This window comes from Caulobacter sp. GW822-FHT07D08 (assembly GCF_058798735.1).
The window spans coordinates 69,247-87,511 of record NZ_JBXAKU010000006.1 but is presented as its reverse complement, the minus strand read 5'-3'; the positions used below and the strand labels follow the sequence as shown (position 1 = coordinate 87,511).

Below are 18,265 nucleotides of genomic sequence, written 5' to 3'. Positions count from 1 at the left end.
ACCATGCTCTCGCATCTTCGTCCGGCCATCGTCTCCAGCGTCCTGTTCATGGGACTGCTGGGCCTGGCCTACCCCCTCGCCGTGACCGGGGTGGCCCAGGCGGCGTTCCCGGCCCAGGCCAACGGCAGCCTGGTCAAGGACGCCAAGGGGACGGTCATCGGTTCGTCCCTGATCGCCCAGGCCTTCGCCAAGCCCGAGTACCTGCACCCGCGTCCCTCCGCGGCCGGCAACGGCTATGACGCCTCGGCCTCCAGCGGCTCCAACATGGGCCCGCTGAACGACAAGCTGATCGAGCGCGAAAAGACCGACGCCGCGGCGCTGCGGGCCGAGAACCCCGGGGTTCCAATCCCGGCCGACGCGGTCACCACCTCGGGCTCGGGTCTGGATCCGGACGTCTCGCCGGCCAACGCCCGGTTCCAGGCGCCGCGTGTGGCCAAGGCCCGCGGCGCGCCCGTGGGCGAGGTCCTGGCCGTGATTGACGCCCACACCAAGGCGCCGCTACTGGGCTTCATCGGCCAGCCGGCGGTGAACGTCCTGGCCGTCAACCGGGCGCTCGACGCGCGTTTCCCGAAGGACGGTTAGTTGCCGACCGAGGATCGCTCCCACACCGAACCCGGGCGTCCCGATCCCGAGGCGCTCCTGGCCGCCGCCAACAAGGCGGGCCGGGGGCGCCTCAAGGTGTTTCTGGGCATGGCCCCGGGCGTGGGCAAGACCTACGAGATGCTGCGCGCCGCGCGACGCCGCAAGGCCGAGGGCGTCGATGTGCTGATCGGCGTGGTCGAGACCCACGGCCGGCGCGAAACCGAGAGCCTGTTGCGCGGCATGGACGTGCTACCGCGCAGGCCGATCGAGCATCGCGGCCGCGCCTATCTGGAGTTCGACATCGACGCGGCCTTGGCTCGCAAGCCCAAGGTGCTGCTGGTCGACGAATACGCCCATTCCAATGCGCCGGGCTCGCGTCACCCCAAGCGCTGGCAGGATGTCGAGGAACTGCTGGCCGCGGGGATCGATGTCTGGACCACCCTGAATGTCCAGCACCTGGAAAGTCTGGTCGACGTCGTTCTGCGCATCACCGGCGTGCATCAGCGCGAGACGGTGCCCGACAGCGCCTTGTCGCGGGCCGACGATATCGAATTCGTGGACATCACGCCCGACGAACTGCGCGAGCGGATGGCGGCGGGCAAGGTCTACGTGCCCGAGACCGCGCGCCTGGCGGCCGACAACTTCTTCAAGGTCGAGAACCTCACCGCCCTGCGCGAACTGGCCCTGCGGCGCGCAGCCCAGACCGTCGACGACCAGTTGGTCGCCGCCATGCGCGAGAAGGGCGTCGAGGGGCCCTGGGCGGCGGGCGAGCGGATCCTCGTCTTGGTCAGCGGCGACCCGATGTCCAACACGCTCGTGCGGGCCGGCCGCCGGCTCTCCGACATGATGATGGACGCGCCGTGGACGGTGGCTCATGTCGAGCGCACCGATCGCGCCCCGCCGCCGGCCCGTTGGAGCGCGCGCCTGCGTGAGGCGCTCAAGCTCGCGGAGCAGCTTGGCGGCCTCACGGTGGCGCTGAACGGCCATGACATCGTCGCCACGGTGATGGCCTACGCGCGGCGCAACAACGTCACCCAGATCGTCATCGGCAAATCCGTCGAGCGCAACTGGCGCGAACGATTGGGGCGCTCCCTGGCCGTCGCCCTGCTGCGCGAGGCCAGGGGCGCGGCGATCCACGTCGTCACCGAGGCCGCCCGCGATACGACAGACGTCCCCGCGGTCAAGAGGGAGCCCTTCGCCTGGAATAGTTGGAAGGCCTATCTGACCGGCGCGGGCTTCGTGGCCATCGCCACGCTCGCGGCCTGGGGATTGGACACGGCTTTCGACCGCGTGGACCTGGGGATGATCTTCCTGGCCGCCGTCCTGGCGGCGGGCGTGCAGCATGGCCTGAGACCGGCCCTGGCGGCGGCGACGGTGGCGTTCCTCGTCTACAACTATTTCTTCCTCGCGCCGCGCTACAGCTTCCAGATCGGAGCGCCGACGGATTTCCTGACGCTCTTCGTGTTCTGGGCCGTGGCCTTGGCGACCGGCGGCTTGGCGGGGCGGGTGCGGGATCAGGCGCGAGGCTCGCAACGCCGCGCCGCCGCGGTCTCCACCCTCCTCGCCGCCGCCCGCACCCTCTCGGGCGCTTCCGCGCGTGAGCCCGTGGCGCGCGCGCTCGCCGAACAGGTCGCCGCCGCCGCTGGCGCGCGCGCCATCGTCCTGCTGTCGCGCGACGGCGAACTCGAACCCGCCGCCGGAGCGCCGAGCCTCGAGCCGCTGCAGGCCGCGCCCATGGCCGCGGCGCGCTGGGCGTGGGAGAAAGGCGAGGCCGCCGGCGCCGGCACCAGCACCCTGCCGCACACGGCCTGGACCTTCTGGCCCATGCAGGGCGCGCGCGGCCGGATTGGCGTCGCCGGTGTCGAAGCGGGCGCCATGGCTTCGGGATCCGACGAGGAGCGCCTGGTCCTGGGCCTGCTCGACCAGGGCGCCACCGCGTTGGAGCGCGCCGAGCTCGCCGCCGAGGCCGTCGAGACAGAGAGCCTTCGGCGCGCCGATCGCTTCCGCTCGGCCTTGCTGAGCTCGATAAGCCACGATCTTCGCACGCCGCTCTCGACCGTGCTGGGCGCGTCCTCGACCTTGCTGAGCTACGGCAAGGCGATGGAGCCCGATACGCGCGACGACCTCCTGGTCAGCATCGGCGAGGAGGCCGAACGCCTCAATCGCTATGTCGGCAACCTTCTCGACATGACGCGGCTCGAGGGCGGCGCCCTGCGCCTGCGGACCGACTGGATCGACGTGCGCGACGTTCTGGCGGCGGCCGCCGAACGGGTCTCGCGACGTCTTGGCGGCCGCGCCCTGACCCGGGACTTTCCGACCGACCTGACATTGGTCCAGGCGGACGCCAGCCTGCTCGAGCAGGTGGTGGTCAACATCCTCGAGAACGCCATCGCCTACAGCCCGCCAGGGGCGGCGATCGAGATGGCCGCCTACGAGGACCGGGGCAATGTCGTGATCAGCATCGAGGACGAGGGCAGGGGCATCCCGCCGGCCGAGCTCGAACGTGTCTTCGACAAGTTTCAACGCCTGGAAGAACCCACCGATCGCACCCAGGGGGTGGGTCTGGGACTCTCCATCGCCAAGGGGTTCATCGACGCGATGGGGGGGCGCATCGCCGCCGCCAGCCCCATTCACGATGGCAAGGGCACCCGGATGCTGATCAGTCTGCCCAAGGCCATTCCCACCCATCACAATCTGCTGTGAGGCCATGCGTCCGCGCATTCTGATCGTCGACGACGAGCCACAAATCCATCGTTTCCTGGCGCCGGCGCTGACCGCCGCCGGCTACGATCCTCTTCGCGCCGACGACGGCGCCTCGGGCTTGAAGGGCATCGCGGTCTGGTCGCCGGACGCGGTCGTGCTCGACCTTGGCCTGCCTGACATGGACGGCAAGGCGGTGCTGGAACAGGCGAGGGCCTTCTACGACGGGCCGATCATCATCCTCTCGGCCCGCGACCGCGAGATCGAGAAGATCGACTCGCTCGACCGTGGCGCCAATGACTATGTGGAAAAGCCCTTCGGGGTGGGCGAGCTGCTGGCGCGCCTGCGCGTGGCGCTGCGCCAGCGCCAGCGTTTCCCCGGCGGCGAGGCCGTGATCCGGGCGGGCGGGGTCGAGATCGACCTGGAGCGCCGGCTGGTCACGCGGGATGGCGAGATCGTCAAGGTGTCGCCGCGCGAATACGATCTGCTGTCGAGGCTGGCCCAGGGCCACGGCAAGGTGTTGACCCACAAGGAGCTGCTGGTCTCCGTCTGGGGGCCCGCGCATATGCACGACACGCAATATCTGCGGGTGTTCATCGGCCAGCTGCGTCAGAAGCTCGAACTGGATCCGGCCCATCCCAAGCTGATCCTGACCGAAGCGGGCGTGGGTTACCGCTTCTACAGCCCGTGACCTATGCCCCGCAAAGCCCAACACCGAGCGCTATCTAGCCAGGTCACCGAGGCGCACGCGCGTCGGACTCGGCTCGACCCGCTGGATGATCAGGATCGACCGGGTTCGCGCGCCGCGAGCGGCTTGCGCGTCAGCCGGGTGGACGCTTTAAGGCCCGTGTGGTTCGCCTCCAAGCAAGTTTCGCGGTCAGCGAGCGGCTTTTACGAGCGCTGACGGCTCAACATCCATGCGAGCGCGACATTTTCAGTGAAATGTCACGCGCCAAACCTCGATGCCGGCCGGGACCGGCGGATGATCGTTTCGAGGCGTCGACCTGGGGATAACCGCCGCAGGCGGTGGGCGCGACGACCTCGAATGAGGACCGCATGTCGACCTATCGGCTACTGATGGCGGGTTGTTCCGCCCTAGTCCTGCTGGCGCAGACGCAGGCTGCTTTCGCTGACGAAACCACCACGCCGTCCGACACCGTCGACGAGGTGATCGTCAAGGCGCGTGACAAGGCGGGTCTGCTTGAGAAGCAGCCCAACAACACAGTCTTCGGCATCGACAAGCCGTTGCTGGAAACGCCGCGCTCGGCCAGCTTCGTCAGCGACGTGACGCTGCAGCGCTATGGCATCGAGACGATCGACGGCCTGACCGCTGTGTCGCCGGGCACCTACACGGCCAGCTTTTACGGCGTGCCTGGCGCGCTGAACATTCGCGGCACCCTGGCCGAGAACTACTTCCGCGGCTTCAAGCGCATCGAGAACCGGGGGACCTACTCGACCCCGATCGGCGCGGCCGACCAGATCCAGATCGTGCGCGGCCCGCCGACCCCGATCTACGGCTCGGGCAAGGTGGGCGGGATGCTCAACTTCATTCCGAAGTCGGGCCGGAACGAGGGCGGCTATCTGACCGAGCCGACCGGCGAGGTCACCCTGACCTATGGCTCGTACAACAAGAAGAACGCGACCGCTCAGCTGGGCCTGCCGGCCAATTTCGGCGCGGTCACCGGCGGAATCTACTTCTATGGCGAGGTCGAGGACTCCCACAGTTACTACAAGGGGATCTATCCGCGGCGGCAGACCGGCGAGGTCTCGGCCGACTTCGACCTGGGCAACGGCTGGACGACGGCCTTCGGCGGGATGCTCTACCACTCCGACGGCGACGTTCAGACGCCCGGCTGGAACCGCCTGACCCAGAACCTGATCGACAACCAGACCTACGTCACCGGCCGCGACACCACGCTGAAGGACACGGACGGCAACGGCCGACTGACACCGAACGAGATTGGCTTCTATCCGTACTCCAGCGCCCTGTACCAGGCCTATTACGGATTCCCGTCGACCGACGCCCCGCACACGCTGGACACCGGCGTCGGCACGACCAAGCTTGATCCGCGCACGGTCTATATCAGCGGGGCCGACTTCTCGAAGACCCGCACCAACACCTTCTACTACGACCTGGCCAAGGAACTGACGCCGGACAGCGCGATCAAGCTGCAGCTGTTCTATGACGACCAGGAGAACAAGCGCTTCGTCAGCTACGGCTATCCGGCCTGGTTCGACAGCAAGGTGTGGGAAGCGCGCGCGACCTACAATTTCGCCTACGATACCGGGATCATCACCTCCAAGTCATTCGTCGGCGCCTCCTATCGCAGTTTCGAGGGCCGCCGCCGGGAAAGCTACAACAGCGGCCTGATCGCCCTCGACCGTCGCGACATCAGCTTCGGCGCGACGCCCACTGACATCATCGACAGTCCGTTCTCGACCGAGACCGGCGCCGGGGTGCAGGGCCTGCTGTGGGAGAACGACAACAAGAGCGAGTGGACCCAGGCCGGTGTCTTCGCGATGACCGACATCAAGGTCGGCGAGCGCCTGAACCTGATGCTGGGCGGCCGCTACGACGACTACGACGTCAAGTCGAACGACACGGGCTATCTCAGCTACCAGATCGCCGGCCAGCAGAAGGCCAGCAAGGGCAAGGCCACCTACAGCGCCAGCCTGACCTACAAGGCTCCGGCCGGGATCATGCCCTATATCACCTACGCCAAGGCCTCGGCCCTGGAGATGAGCCAGGCGGGCGACATCTCGCCGGGCCTGGTGGCGGATCCCAGCGACGCCTGGCTGTCCGACAGCGACCTGGCCGAGGCCGGCTTCAAGTTCCAGTGGCTGAAGGGCACGCTGGTCGGCTCGCTGGCGGGATATCGCCAGAACCGCACCCAGCTGACCGGCATCACCGGCACGCCGACCGGCACGCGCGCCAAGGGCGTGGAGCTGGAAGTGCGCTGGCTGGCCAGCGAGAACTTCAGCTTCACCTTCTCGGGCAACACCCAGCACACGACCGTCAAGGGGCCCGACAACTCGTTCCAGTACATCCCGGCCTATACCGCCGGCGTGCCGGGCGCCCAGGCCTATGGCGGCACCTATGTCGTCTGGGCGTTCAGCAGTCTGCCGGGCCGCGCGGGCGACTACGACTACACCCTGATCCCCAAGTCGGTGGTCAGCCTGTACGGCGCCTACACCAGCGACGACCACGACTGGGGCAAGGTCGGCGGAACGCTGGGCGTGACCCACGTGACCAAGACCGCGGGCACCGTCCAGAACGCCGTGACCTATCCCGCCTACTGGCTGGCCAGCGGCAGCGTCTATTACGAATACGGTCCGTACACGGCCACGCTCAACGTCGATAACCTGTTCGACAAGCTCTACTTCACGCCCGACGCCGACAGCTACGCCAACCTTGGCGCGCTGCCCAGCAAGGGCCGCGAGTGGCGCGTGACCCTGTCCCGGAAATTCTAGTTCCCCCGCGCGGCGCGCCCCGCGAGGGACGCGCCGCGAGCTTTGCATGGAGGCTCGATGGCGATGTCGACGATCCAATGGCGTTCCTGGACCCTCCTGGGCGCTCTTTCCCTTCTGCTGTTCCTGATCACCGCCTCGACGTTCTCGTCACTGGGCGTGGTGTTGCCCGCCATGATCAAGGAGCAGCACTGGAGCTTCGCCTCGGCCTTCCTGGGCTTCACCTTGCTCGGCGCCTTCTGTGGCGGCTCGTCTTGGTTGCCGGCCCTGCTGATCCGCAAGATCGGCGTGAGGGCCACGATCATCGCCGGCTCGGCCGTGATGATCGCCGGCTTCGTCTGCCTGACCCTGGCCCATGGGCTGCCGGTCTATCTGACCGGCACGGCCCTGCTGGGCGTCGGCTACCAGATGATGGCCTTGATCCCGGGCACGCACCTTCTGTCGATGCTGTTCAAGAAGCGCGCCCTGCCGTTCGGGATCTATTTCACGATCGGTTCGCTGGGCGGCGTCGTCGGACCCTGGATGGCCCTGGCCGGCATGGAGATGGCCGGCGGCGCCTGGCGGCCGTACTGGGCCTGGCAGGCTGTCGCCTCGGCGGTCGTCGGCGTCCTGGCCGCGGCCCTGGTCGGCGGCAGAGCCTGGCTGGAGAACGCGGCGGTCGAGACTGACAAGGCCGTGGCCGAGGAGGCCGCCGCCCAGCCCGCCAACGCCCGCGTCTACCGCACCACGGTCGACTGGACGGTGAAGGAAGCGATCCGCACCCCGCAGTTCTACGTGATCCTGGCGGCCTATTTCGCCCACCTGCTGGGCGGGGTCACCGCCGTCAGCCTGGCCCCCAGCCACTTCGGCGAGCTGGGCGTGGCCTCGACCGTGGCCGTGGCGGCGCTGAGCCTGGAATCCCTGATGCAGGTCGTGGCCCGCATGAGCGGCGGCTTGCTGGGGGATCGCGTCGATCCGCGCTGGCTGCTGGCCGGCGCGCAGGGGATGATGGCCGTCGGCCTGCTGGCCCTGGCCGGGGCCACGACCGGGCCGATGATGGTGGTCTTCGCCCTTGGAGTCGGCGTCGGTTTCGGCATGACCGTGCTGGCCGTCAGCATCCTTCTGCTGAACTACTATGGCCGTAAGAACAATCTGGAGCTCTTCTCGATGGTCTGCCTGGTCGGCGCGGTGTCGGCCCTGGGTCCCTTCATCGGAGGCTTCATGCGAGATCGTCTCGGAGGCTTCGCGCCGACCTTCCAAGTGTTCGCCGCCGTGATCGGCGTGATCTTCGTGGCCGCGCTGTTCATGCGTCCGCCGCGCAAGACCGTCGAAGAGACCACGGTCGCGCCCGTTCCGGCTCCCGCGCCCGTCCTGCTGCGCGACGCCGCCTAGAGTTTCGAGGATCAGGAGAGAAGCGTCATGTTCCACCGTCCTTCCCAGCACAAGGATTTCGGGGTTTTCCTGCCGGTCGCCAACGGCGGCTGGATCATCTCCAAGACCGCCCCGACGCTCGACGGCCTCTATGCCCAGAACCGCGCGGCGGCCGTGAAGGCCGACGAGGTCGGCATGGATTTCGTGATGTCGATGGGCAAGTTCCGCGGCTTCGGCGGCGAGACCGACCACTGGGGCACGGCCCTGGAGTCCGTCACCATGATGGCGGGCATCGCCGAGGCCACCAAGACCGTGAAGATCTGGGCGACCATCCATCCGCTGCTGCAGAACCCGGCGGTGGCGGCCAAGATGATCGCCACCCTCGACCACATCAGCGGCGGCCGCGCGGGCCTCAATATCGTGGCCGGCGCCTACAAGGGCGAGTTCGACCAGATGGGGGCGTGGGACGACTCCATGACCCACGACGACCGCTACGCCCTGACCGAGGAATGGACCGCCATCGTCAAGCGCCTGTGGTCCGAGGACAGCGTCGACTTCCAGGGCAAGTACTTCACGATGAAGGACTGCCAGTCCAAGCCCAAGCCGCTGTCCAAGCCGCGTCCGGACCTGGTCTGCGCGGGGATGAGCGATCGGGGCTTTCAGTTCTCGGTGCGCGAGGCCGACATCTGCTTCATCGGCGGTCGCACGCCGGACGAGCGCCGCGACGCCTCGCTGCGGGCCAAGAAGGCGGCCGAGGGCATGGGCAAGACCATCAAGACCTTCGCCATGTGCACGGTGATCCACGGCGACACCGACGCCGAGGCGGAGGCCAAGGTCGAGTACTACAAGAGCGGCGCCGACATGGGCGCCATCCTGGCCATGCTGGAAAGCTGGGGCGTGCCGGCCGAGAAGCTCTCGACCGTGGCCGCCGCCCAGGGCGCGTTCATGACCCACACCGTGGTCGGCTCGCCCCAGACCTGCGGCGACCAGATCGAGGAGTTCCTGCGCTACTGTGAGCTGGACGGGCTGATGATGATCTTCCCCGACTATGTCGAGGGGCTGACCATGTTCGGCGCCGAGATTCTACCGGGCCTGCGGGCGGTGTTCTCGTGAATGCGGTGACGACCGGCTCTGGAGTCGTAGAAGGGCTGGCCGCCTGGATCGCGCCGTCGCGCACGGCGCTGTTGGTGATCGACATCCAGGTCGACTTCGCCTCGCCCGACGGGGCCCTGGGCGCCTATGTCGACATGGCGGTCGTCCAGCCGGCGGTCGCGGCCGCCGAGCGGCTGGTCGAGGCCGCGCGCGGGGCAGCGACCCCCGTGGTGTTCGTCGGCCTTTTCACGTCGCCGGAGACCGACTCCTTCAGCTGGAAGGAACGCATGCGGCGTCGGGGCGGCGATCCTGACAACGAGAGCGCCCTATGCCGCGAGGGCGAGGTTGGCTCGGACTTCTACGGCCCCAAGCCCTTGCCGGGGGAGACGGTGGTGAAGAAGACCCGCTACAGCGGATTCGGCGGCACGGATCTCGACGCGCGGCTCAAGGCCCTGGGCGTCGACACCCTGGTCGTGGCGGGCCTGACCACCGAGTGCTGCGTCGACAGCACCGTCCGCGACGCCTTCAGCCTGGACTACCACGTGTTCGTCGCCGCCGACGCGTGCGGCGCATACGAGGCCGACATCCACGCCGCCTCGCTGAAGGTGATGGACCTCAACAGCGCGATCCTGACCGACACGGCCGCGATCGCGCGCGCCTGGAGCGCCTGACCCATGGCCGATGGATTTCCGAACCTGGGGGCCAGCGCCCCTTACCGGGTCACCGAGGCTGATCGCGCCGCGATCGCCGCCGCCATCGACGAGGCCGAGATCGTCGAGCTGGCCCTGACCCTGGGCAATATTCCCGCGCCGTCCGGCAAGGAGCTGGAGGTCGCGACCTATGTCCACGACTGGATGGCGCGCGAGGGCTTCTCGCCGCGCAAGGTCGGGGCGACGCCCGAGCGGCCCAACATCATCGGCACGCATGGCGGCAAGGGTGTCGGTAAGAACCTCCTCTTCACCGCCCATCTCGACACCGAGGCGCCGACCTGGAACCCCGACCTCGACGCTTACAAGTACAGCCCCGAGACCCTGGCCAATCCCGAGTGGGAGACGTGCTGGCTGGAGGACGGCAAGCTCCACGGCTATCCGATCGCCAACGACCGCGGGCCGATGAGCTGCTTCCTGATCGCGGCCAAGGCGCTGAAGAAGGCCGGCTATAACCTGGCTGGCAAGATGTACCTGACCGCCTGTCCCGGCGAGATCGGCCCCGAGCCGATCGAGGAACACCGGGGCGTGGCCTATATGGGCAAGGACATCGGGGCCCACTACCTGTTCCATCACGGCGGCGTCGCGCCGGACTACGCCATCGCCGCCGAGGGCTGCGACTTCGGCCTGACCTGGGTGGGCTGCGGCTATGCGGTGTTCCGCTTCCAGGTCTGGGGCGAGGGGGTCTTCACGCCGCTGCTGGAGCATCCGGCGACGGCGGCCCAGCACCCGAACCCGATCTACAAGATCGGCAAGCTGACCGAGGCGATCCACGCCTGGAGCGGCGAATACGAGAAGAAAAGCCGCTACGACAGTCCCGGCGGGGTGGCCCAGCCCAAGTCGCAGATCGCCTCGATCCGGGGCGGCATTCCCTACGCCTTCGGGGCGGGGACCGAGCTGGTGAACCTCTATCTGGAGGTAGGCCTGACGCCCAGGCAGCGCGTCGCGGACGTCCAGCATTCGCTGGAGGCCATGGTCCGCGAGGCCGGCCTGGGCCGGATCGACATCGAGCCGGTCGTCGTGCGTCATGGCTTCGAGGCCGACGCCGGCGAGGTCGCGCCGCTGGTCGGCGCGGTCGACGTGGCCACCCGGCTGGGCCTCGGCCATCCCGTCGCCCTGGCCAACCCGGTCTATTCCAGCATGTGGCGCGACCACAATGTGTTCAACATGCAGCGGATTCCGGCCATCACCACCGGCTTCCGGCGCTGGCGGCCGACGCCGAAGGACCTGGTCGACAGCGCCCTGATCTACGCCCTGACGGCGCTGGCGATCTGCGGCCGCGCCAGCGCCGATGAGGGCGCCAAGCGCCCGGCCTCGGCGGTCTATCCCGACAACCCGTTCGGAGACGCGTGATGAGCGCCGCGCCTCGACACCACGCGCCGGAGCCGGCCGATTTCCGCAAGGCCATGGGCAGTTTCGCGGCGGGCGTGACGGTGGTCACCGCCTGCCACGACGGCCGCCTGGTCGGCACGACGGTCAGCGCCTTCAGCTCGGTGTCGATGGACCCGCCGCTGGTCATGGTCTGCCTCAAGCGCGACAGCCGCACCCTGGCGGCGCTGAGCCAGGCCGGGACCTTCTGCGTCAACATCCTGGCCCGGGAGCAGGGCGACCTGGCCTACCGTTTCGCCAAGAGCGGGGCCGACGACCGCTTCGCCCTCACGGCCGTCGAGGCCGGGATGTGCGGCGCGCCGCTGCTGGCCGGCTGCGTGACGGCCATCGAGTGCGAACTGCGCGACGCCCACGACGGCGGCGATCACGAGATCCTGGTCGGACGCGTGCTGCGCGTGGTCACCGACGAAACCAAGACGCCGCTCGTCTATGTGCGCGGCGGCTTTCTGAACGCATAGTTGGAGTTGCGCCGCATGGCCTACGACGTGCTCGACGTGAAGCCCATGACCCGCCGGATCGGCGCGGAGATCTTTGGCGTCGACCTGGGCAAGCCGCTCTCGAACCGTCAGTTCGAAGAGATCCACCAGGCCCTGACCCAGCACCAGGTGATCTTCTTCCGCGACCAGGAGATGTCGCACGAGGCCCACAAGGACTTCGGCCGCAAGTTCGGGAACCTGGCCATCCACTCGGGCGTGCCGGGCCTGCCGGAGCACCCGGAGATCGTGGCCATCCACGCCGACGCCGACTCCAAGTTCGTGGCCGGCGAGAACTGGCACTCGGACCTGACCTGCGATCCCGAGCCGCCGCTGGGCAGCATCCTCTACATGAAGGTCCTGCCCGACGACGGCGGCGACACCTGCTTCGCCAGCATGTACTGGGCCTATGACACCCTGTCGGACAAGATGAAGGCCTATCTGGAGGGCCTGTCGGCGGTGCACGACGCCAATCCCGTCTACAAGGCGATCTTTCCGGACATCGACCGCAAGTACAATTGCTCCACCCACCCGATCGTCCGCACCCACCCGGTCAGCGGCCGCAAGAGCCTGTTCGTCAACCCGTCCTACACCACCCACATCGCGGGGGTTTCGAAGGCCGAGAGCAACGCGATCCTGGGCTATCTCTACCAGCACGCCAGCAATCCGGACTTTCAGGTGCGGTTCCGCTGGAAGAAGAACTCGGTGGCCTTCTGGGACAACCGCTGCACCTGGCACCAGGCGATCTGGGACTATTTCCCCGACACCCGCACCGGCTATCGGGTGACGATCGCCGGCGACAAGCCGTTCTGATCACATCGTGCGTGTAGCGCCGCCGTGCGAAACGGCGGCGCTTGGCGGCTTTGGAGCGGAACGCCGCGCCCCAGGACGAGCGCGGCGGTTTGGCTATTCGCGGGTGAAGTCCGCCGGCACCTGCGGATCGGCGCCGGCCTTGCCCCACAGCACGATCTCGTTGCCCCAGGGGTCGCGGAAGGCGTGGTTGTAGCCGTTGAATTCCTTCCAGTAGTGGTTCTTCCAGAGCACGGTCGCGCCCAGGTCCTCGGCGGTCCCGAGGATGCGGTCGGCGCTGTCGTCGTCGCTGATCAGCACCCAGACGCGTGGCTTGCGGCCGTCGGCGCTGAGCTTGCGCGGCTCGACGCCCTCGGGCTCCGGGTGGGGACGGGCGTTGGCGGCCTTGAAGATCCCCAGGTGCAGATTGCCGATCTCGCTGTCGGTCCCGTCGGGCTTCTTGAAGAAGCCGCCCGGCACCATGCGGTGATAGACGCCCTCGGGGCGGGCGTCGTTCTGCCAGCCGAACACCTTGGCGTAGAACTCGCCGGCTTCGGACGGGTCTTCGGAGGCCAGGTCGACGAAGATCAGGGTGTTGGTCAAGGCGTGCGCTCGCGTTCGGGGTTCAGGCGTCAAAGCCGGTGGAGAGGCTCAGGGTCTTCCAGGCCTCGATATCGGCGGCCAGGCCCTGGGCGGCGTAGCCGGCGTACTTCAGGGCGTCCTCGCCCAGCAGCAGGTGCATCGGCGGGGCCTCGGCGTCGGCGATGATCAGGATCGCCCGGGCCGCCTTGGCCGGATCGCCGGGTTCCTGGCCGGCGTGGTCGGCCATGATCCGCTCGGCGTCGCGGGCCAGGCCGTCATAGTCGGAGAGCTTGTCCGCCACGATGACCTTGGAGCCCGTGGCGAAGTCCGTGCGCAGCCCGCCGGGCGCGACGTTGACGACCCGGATCCCGAGCTCGGCGACCTCCTGGGCCAGGGTCTGGGTCAGGCCCTCCAGCGCCCATTTGCTGGCGCAGTAGACGCCGGTGCCGGCCCAGACGGCCAGGCCCGAGACCGAGGTGATGTTGATGATCCGGCCCGCGCGACGCGCGCGCATGGCGGGCAGGACGGCCTTCAGGACCGCGAGGGGCCCGAAGACGTTGACCTCGAACTGGGCGCGAATCTCGTCCAGCGACGCCTCTTCGACCGCGCCGACCAGGCCATAGCCGGCGTTGTTGACCAGGACGTCGATGGTCCCGGTCACGCCTTCGGCCTTGGCGACGGCGGCGGCGACGGCCGCCGTGTCGGTGACGTCCATGACGACGCCGTGGGCGCGGCCGGGCGCCAGCGCTTCGAAGGCGGCGACGGCCTCGGGCCTGCGCATCGCGCCGACGACGACGTCGCCCCGCTCCAGGGCGGCGCGGGCGATCTCGCGGCCCAGGCCGCCGGAGACGCCGGTGATCATCCAGGTCTTGGTCATGCCAACTCCACCGAAAACGGGATCAGTGAGGCTTGTCGCCCTTCACCCAAAGGCGGTGCATGGTCCGGATGTACTTGGTGTCGTCGTACAGCGTGCCGGTGTGCAGGGTGCAGCGGTTGTCCCACATCAGCAGATCGCCGACCCGCCACTTGTGGCGATAGACGAACCGTTCCTCGGTCATGAACGCGACCAACTCGTCCAGCAGGGCCAGGCCCGCGGGGCCGGGCATGCCGATCACCTCGGTCACCGTGCCGGTCGAGGGCCACAGCGCCTTGCGGCCGTCGGCGGGGTGGGTGCGGATCAGCGGGTGCTCGACGTCTGGATTGGCCGCTTCCAGCTCGGGCGACAGGGTCTGTTGCTGGCCGAACTGGCGGGTGGCCATGAAGTGCTTGTAGCTGTGGTGCAGCCGCAGACCCTCCAGCAGGGCCTGCTTGTTGGCGGGCAGGGCGTTCCAGGCCGCGCAGCCGTCGGCCAGCAGGGTGTCGGAACCTTCGTCAGGCACCTCGACCGCGTAGAGCATGGTCAGCATGACCGGCTCGGGCTTGTAGCTGTAGTCGGTGTGCCAGCCCACGCCGTCGTTGTGGGCGCCGATCGGCTGGCCGTCCACAAGGCGGTTGGAGAGGATGAAGATCTTCGGATAGCCCGGCAGGGTGAAGCGGGTCTGGGTGTGGTCCTCCGGATCGCCGAACCGGCCGATGAAGCGCATCAGGTCGTCGGGCGTCATCTTCTGATCGCGCAGGGCGATGGCGCCATGGCGGTGGAAGGTGTCGACGACCTGGTCCAGGACCGCGTCCGGGGCGGAGGCCAGGTCGATGCCGGAGATCTCGGCCCCGAAGCCCGGCTTCAGATCCTTGATGGCGATGTCTGCGGTCGGCGTCATGGCGTCCTCCGTGGGCGATGTCCACGACATGACCCTAGGCGCGGCGAGGGTGGCGGTCTTGTCTCAGCGCGCACGACAGCTTTCTTGGCGGCGCCGGGTGTGGTTCCGGATTAGGCGCCGGAAGCGTCGCCGGGGCGCCGAGCGCCCGCAAACCCGGCGTCGCGCCGTGGAGGACGGTTGCTGACCAACTCTTCGTGCGCGCTGAGGCAAGACCGGCTCACGGTGCGGTCCTAGCGTGATGGTCGACTTCCGCCCTTGCAGAGCGCTTCACGATGAGCCCGCGGCCGCCCCTTCTCAGCGACATCTTCTTCGAGGGCCTTTCACGCTCGATGCGGAACGTCGACACCGCCGAGACCCTGCCACCCGCCTGCTATGTCGACGCCGACTTCTACGAGTTCGAGAAGGAGGCGCTGTTCAATCACGAATGGCTGTGCGTGGGCCGCGTCGACTGGGTCAAGGAGCCCGGCGATTACTTCACCACCCGCATCATCGGCGAGCCGATCATCGTCACGCGCAACCGCGACAACCAGATCAAGGCGATGTCGGCCGTCTGCCAGCACCGCGCCATGCTGGTGGCCGAGGGCAGGGGGAATACGCGCGGCTTCGTCTGCCCCTATCACCACTGGGTCTATTCGCTGAACGGCGACCTGGTGAACGCCCCGGCCATGGAGCGGACCTGCGAGTTCGACAAGAAGGCCGTCAAGCTCCCGACCTTCAAGGTCGAGGTCTGGCTGGGCTTCATCTTCATCAACTTCGACGCCGAGGCCCCGCCGCTGGCGCCGCGCCTGGCGGCCGTCGAGGCGGCCGTGGCCAACTACGACCTTTCTAACGCCGACGGCCTTTCGCCGCCGATGACCGGCCAGTTCGCCTGGAACTGGAAGGTGATGTTCGAGAACAACAACGACGGCTACCACGCCAGCAAGCTGCATCGCGGGCCGCTGCACGACTTCATTCCGAGCGAGCTGTGCAGCTTCCCCGAGGCGGGCGAGGGCGACGCCGGCTTCCTGCGCTACAATGGCACCCTGCACGCCGACGCCAGCTTCAACCCGACGCAGAAGGCGGTTCTGCCGGTCTTTCCGAACCTGACCGACGAGGACCGCAACCGCGCCACCTTCGCCAACATCCCGCCGACGCTGTCCCTGGTGATGACCAGCGACATGGTCATCTACCTGATCCTGCGCCCGACCGGTCCCGAGACCATGGAGCAGGACACCGGAATCCTCGTGGCGCCCGGCGCCACGGAGAGCCCCGGCTTCGAGGAGCGCCTCGAGATGATCATGACCTCGGCCGGCAAGATCATCGCCCAGGACATGCATGTCGACGAGCTGGTCCAGCAGGGCCTGCGCTCGCGCTTCGCCATCCGGGGCCGCTACTCCTGGCAGGAGGGGGCGCAGGTGCAGTTCAACCGCTGGCTGACGCCGCGCTACCAGAAGACCTGGGCCGCCCTGAGGACCGGGGACACGCCCGCCCCCGCCAGTACGGAGGCCGCCGCATGAGCCGTCTGCCCGTCATCTTCTTCGGTCACGGCAGCCCGATGATCGCGCTGGAGACCAACGACACCACGCGGACCTGGAAGGCCATGGGCGACGCCGTCGGCAAGCCCAAGGCGATCCTCTGCGTCTCGGCGCACTGGCTGACCCGCGGGGTCGCGGCGACGGCCATGACCAGGCCGCGCACCATCCACGACTTCGGGGCGTCCTTTCCCAAGGCGCTCTTTGATCAGCAGTATCCGGCGCCCGGCTCGCCCGAACTGGCCGCGCGGGTGCGCGAGGTCCTCAGTCCTACGCCTGTAGCCCTGGACGAGAGTGGCTGGGGCCTGGACCACGGGACCTGGTCGGTGCTGGGCAAGGCGTTCCCGGACGCCGACGTGCCGGTGGTGCAGCTCAGCATGGACGCGAGCAAACCGCCCGCCTGGCACTACGAGATCGGCCAGCGCCTGGCGCCCCTGCGCGACGAGGGCGTGCTGATCGTTGGCACCGGCAACATCGTCCACAACCTGCCGGCCATGGACTGGGGCGACCGCCACCGCGCGCCCTACGACTGGTCGCAACGGTTCAACGACTACATCAAGACCGCCATCGTCGAGGACGCCCCGCAGCGCGCCGTCGACTTCGAGAGCCGGGGCCAGGACGCGACGCGCTCGGTCCCGACGCCCGACCACTACTGGCCGCTGCTCTACGTGCTGGGCGCGCGCCTGCCCGGCGACGTCCCGACCTTCGCCCCCGACCATATCGAGCACGGCTCGCTGAGCATGACCAGCGTGACGCTCGGCGCCGCAGCCTGACCCGGAGATCCCGATGCCCTTTATCTGCGAACCCGGCCAGACCCGTCCCGACGTCGTTCCCGGCGCCCTGCACACCCTGAAGGCCACGCCCACGAGCGTGCACTGGGGCTATTTCGATCCTTCGACGCCGCCGTCGCTGCGGATCAAGAGTGGGGACCTGGTCCAGGCCGAGGCGATCACCCACCATGCCGGCGACGCGCCCGAGCTGATGATGGACGAAGGCGTCACCCGGATCTTCAAGGAGATCCCCGAGGACGACCGCAACCCGGGCGTCCACATCATGACCGGCCCCATCCATGTCGAGGGCGCCAAGCCGGGCGACGTTCTGGAGGTGCGCTACCTGCGCATGGTCCCGCGCAACAACTACGGCTCCAACCTCGCGGCCAACTGGGGCTATCTCTACAAGGAGTTCGACGAGAAGGAGCGGGTGACGATCTACGAGCTGGATCCGAACACCAACACCGCCAGCGCCCTCTACGCCTACGATTTCGAGGGCAAGTACCTGATCCCGGGCACGGTCACCCATTGCCCCGAGTGCGACCGCGAACCGGCCCTGAAGGGGATCCGGATCCCCGCCCGGCCGCACCTGGGCACCGCGGGCGTCGCCCCGGCCGTCAACGGCCGCGTCAGCACCATTCCGCCGGGCGAGCACGGCGGCAATATCGACAACTGGCGCATCGGGGCGGGGGCCACGATGTACTACACGGTGCAGGTCGACGGCGGCCTGTTCTCGATCGGCGACCCCCATGTCAGCCAGGGTGACGGCGAGCTGTCGGGCACGGCCATCGAGAGCTCGCTGAACGTCCTGATGCAGATCGTGCTGCGCAAGGATATCCAGACGCCCGGCCCGCTGCTGGAGACGCCCAAATGGTGGATCGTCCACGGCTTCAACGAGGACCTGAACCTGGCCATGCGCGACGCCTCGACCAAGATGCTCAGCCTGCTGAGCGACCAGGTGGGGCTCTCGAAGAACGACGCCTATTCGCTGATGAGCGTGGCGGCCGACTTCGGGGTCACCCAGGTGGTGGACGGCACCCAAGGCTGCCATGTGCGCATCCCGCGCGACATCTTTCCAAAGCTCAAGGCATAGAC

The 18,265-nt window shown here is 68.2% G+C and carries 16 protein-coding genes; 13 read left to right on the top strand and 3 right to left on the bottom strand.

The features are described from left to right. Positions 1-3: 3 nt before the first annotated feature. From kdpC to AC1RJ9_RS12945, 10 genes are all read left to right on the top strand, one after another. Positions 4-582: a potassium-transporting ATPase subunit KdpC gene (kdpC, locus tag AC1RJ9_RS12990; protein WP_492837308.1), complete on the top strand. Its 579-nt coding sequence runs from the start codon at positions 4-6 to the stop codon at positions 580-582. A 108-nt stretch (positions 583-690) separates the two neighbouring features. Next, positions 691-3,285 (top strand): DUF4118 domain-containing protein, encoded by a 2,595-nt coding sequence (locus tag AC1RJ9_RS12985; RefSeq protein ID WP_492837568.1) that lies wholly within the window; start codon positions 691-693, stop codon positions 3,283-3,285. Positions 3,286-3,289: 4 nt separating this feature from the next. Then, positions 3,290-3,973, top strand: coding sequence for a response regulator (locus AC1RJ9_RS12980; protein ID WP_492837307.1), 684 nt, complete (start codon positions 3,290-3,292; stop codon positions 3,971-3,973). Between the two features lie 365 nt (positions 3,974-4,338). Further along, positions 4,339-6,753, top strand: a complete 2,415-nt coding sequence (locus AC1RJ9_RS12975; protein ID WP_492837306.1) for a TonB-dependent siderophore receptor — start codon at positions 4,339-4,341, stop codon at positions 6,751-6,753. Between the two features lie 63 nt (positions 6,754-6,816). After that, positions 6,817-8,121 carry an MFS transporter gene (locus tag AC1RJ9_RS12970; protein WP_492837305.1) on the top strand — a complete coding sequence of 435 codons (1,305 nt, stop codon included), beginning with the start codon at positions 6,817-6,819 and terminating at the stop codon, positions 8,119-8,121. A gap of 27 nt (positions 8,122-8,148) precedes the next feature. Beyond that, a complete protein-coding gene (locus AC1RJ9_RS12965) occupies positions 8,149-9,213 on the top strand; it encodes an LLM class flavin-dependent oxidoreductase (RefSeq protein WP_492837304.1) in 1,065 nt (354 codons plus the stop codon). Next, positions 9,210-9,863, top strand: coding sequence for a cysteine hydrolase family protein (locus tag AC1RJ9_RS12960; protein WP_492837303.1), 654 nt, complete (start codon positions 9,210-9,212; stop codon positions 9,861-9,863). Before AC1RJ9_RS12965 ends, AC1RJ9_RS12960 begins: the two co-directional genes overlap by 4 nt. Positions 9,864-9,866: 3 nt before the next feature. Beyond that, positions 9,867-11,252: a zinc-binding metallopeptidase family protein gene (locus tag AC1RJ9_RS12955; protein WP_492837302.1), complete on the top strand. Its 1,386-nt coding sequence runs from the start codon at positions 9,867-9,869 to the stop codon at positions 11,250-11,252. Next, positions 11,252-11,746, top strand: coding sequence for a flavin reductase family protein (locus AC1RJ9_RS12950; RefSeq protein WP_492837301.1), 495 nt, complete (start codon positions 11,252-11,254; stop codon positions 11,744-11,746). Before AC1RJ9_RS12955 ends, AC1RJ9_RS12950 begins: the two co-directional genes overlap by 1 nt. A 15-nt stretch (positions 11,747-11,761) precedes the next feature. Further along, on the top strand, positions 11,762-12,574 hold the full coding sequence (locus AC1RJ9_RS12945) for a TauD/TfdA dioxygenase family protein (RefSeq protein ID WP_492837300.1): 813 nt from the start codon (positions 11,762-11,764) through the stop codon (positions 12,572-12,574). 93 nt (positions 12,575-12,667) lie between these two features. On the opposite strand, the gene AC1RJ9_RS12940 is transcribed toward AC1RJ9_RS12945, so the two are convergent. Genes AC1RJ9_RS12940 through AC1RJ9_RS12930 form a run of 3 tightly spaced genes read right to left on the bottom strand, consistent with a single transcriptional unit; the run spans position 12,668 to position 14,889 of the window. Beyond that, a complete protein-coding gene (locus tag AC1RJ9_RS12940; protein WP_492837299.1) occupies positions 12,668-13,153 on the bottom strand; it encodes a VOC family protein in 486 nt (161 codons plus the stop codon). Between the two features lie 22 nt (positions 13,154-13,175). Next, positions 13,176-14,009, bottom strand: a complete 834-nt coding sequence (locus AC1RJ9_RS12935; protein ID WP_492837298.1) for an oxidoreductase — start codon at positions 14,007-14,009, stop codon at positions 13,176-13,178. Between the two features lie 22 nt (positions 14,010-14,031). Beyond that, a complete protein-coding gene (locus AC1RJ9_RS12930) occupies positions 14,032-14,889 on the bottom strand; it encodes a TauD/TfdA dioxygenase family protein (RefSeq protein ID WP_492837297.1) in 858 nt (285 codons plus the stop codon). A gap of 272 nt (positions 14,890-15,161) precedes the next feature. Between AC1RJ9_RS12930 and AC1RJ9_RS12925 the strand changes: the two genes are divergently transcribed. The 3 genes from AC1RJ9_RS12925 to AC1RJ9_RS12915 are packed head-to-tail and all read left to right on the top strand — an operon-like array spanning position 15,162 to position 18,263. Next, positions 15,162-16,385 carry an aromatic ring-hydroxylating oxygenase subunit alpha gene (locus AC1RJ9_RS12925; RefSeq protein WP_492837296.1) on the top strand — a complete coding sequence of 408 codons (1,224 nt, stop codon included), beginning with the start codon at positions 15,162-15,164 and terminating at the stop codon, positions 16,383-16,385. Then, positions 16,382-17,173 carry a 4,5-DOPA-extradiol-dioxygenase gene (ygiD, locus tag AC1RJ9_RS12920; protein ID WP_492837295.1) on the top strand — a complete coding sequence of 264 codons (792 nt, stop codon included), beginning with the start codon at positions 16,382-16,384 and terminating at the stop codon, positions 17,171-17,173. Before AC1RJ9_RS12925 ends, ygiD begins: the two co-directional genes overlap by 4 nt. Positions 17,174-17,186: 13 nt before the next feature. After that, positions 17,187-18,263 carry an acetamidase/formamidase family protein gene (locus AC1RJ9_RS12915; RefSeq protein ID WP_492837294.1) on the top strand — a complete coding sequence of 359 codons (1,077 nt, stop codon included), beginning with the start codon at positions 17,187-17,189 and terminating at the stop codon, positions 18,261-18,263. The last annotated feature ends 2 nt before the right edge of the window (positions 18,264-18,265 follow it).

Bases quoted from the DNA above. Each gene is read 5' to 3' on its own strand.
- kdpC (WP_492837308.1), top strand. From the start codon at position 4: ATGCTCTCGCATCTTCGTCCGGCCATCGTCTCCAGCGTCCTGTTCATG.
- AC1RJ9_RS12985 (WP_492837568.1), top strand. From the start codon at position 691: ATGGCCCCGGGCGTGGGCAAGACCTACGAGATGCTGCGCGCCGCGCGA.
- AC1RJ9_RS12980 (WP_492837307.1), top strand. From the start codon at position 3,290: ATGCGTCCGCGCATTCTGATCGTCGACGACGAGCCACAAATCCATCGT.
- AC1RJ9_RS12975 (WP_492837306.1), top strand. From the start codon at position 4,339: ATGTCGACCTATCGGCTACTGATGGCGGGTTGTTCCGCCCTAGTCCTG.
- AC1RJ9_RS12970 (WP_492837305.1), top strand. From the start codon at position 6,817: ATGTCGACGATCCAATGGCGTTCCTGGACCCTCCTGGGCGCTCTTTCC.
- AC1RJ9_RS12965 (WP_492837304.1), top strand. From the start codon at position 8,149: ATGTTCCACCGTCCTTCCCAGCACAAGGATTTCGGGGTTTTCCTGCCG.
- AC1RJ9_RS12955 (WP_492837302.1), top strand. From the start codon at position 9,867: ATGGCCGATGGATTTCCGAACCTGGGGGCCAGCGCCCCTTACCGGGTC.
- AC1RJ9_RS12950 (WP_492837301.1), top strand. From the start codon at position 11,252: ATGAGCGCCGCGCCTCGACACCACGCGCCGGAGCCGGCCGATTTCCGC.
- AC1RJ9_RS12945 (WP_492837300.1), top strand. From the start codon at position 11,762: ATGGCCTACGACGTGCTCGACGTGAAGCCCATGACCCGCCGGATCGGC.
- AC1RJ9_RS12935 (WP_492837298.1), bottom strand. From the start codon at position 14,009: ATGACCAAGACCTGGATGATCACCGGCGTCTCCGGCGGCCTGGGCCGC.
- AC1RJ9_RS12930 (WP_492837297.1), bottom strand. From the start codon at position 14,889: ATGACGCCGACCGCAGACATCGCCATCAAGGATCTGAAGCCGGGCTTC.
- AC1RJ9_RS12925 (WP_492837296.1), top strand. From the start codon at position 15,162: ATGAGCCCGCGGCCGCCCCTTCTCAGCGACATCTTCTTCGAGGGCCTT.
- ygiD (WP_492837295.1), top strand. From the start codon at position 16,382: ATGAGCCGTCTGCCCGTCATCTTCTTCGGTCACGGCAGCCCGATGATC.
- AC1RJ9_RS12915 (WP_492837294.1), top strand. From the start codon at position 17,187: ATGCCCTTTATCTGCGAACCCGGCCAGACCCGTCCCGACGTCGTTCCC.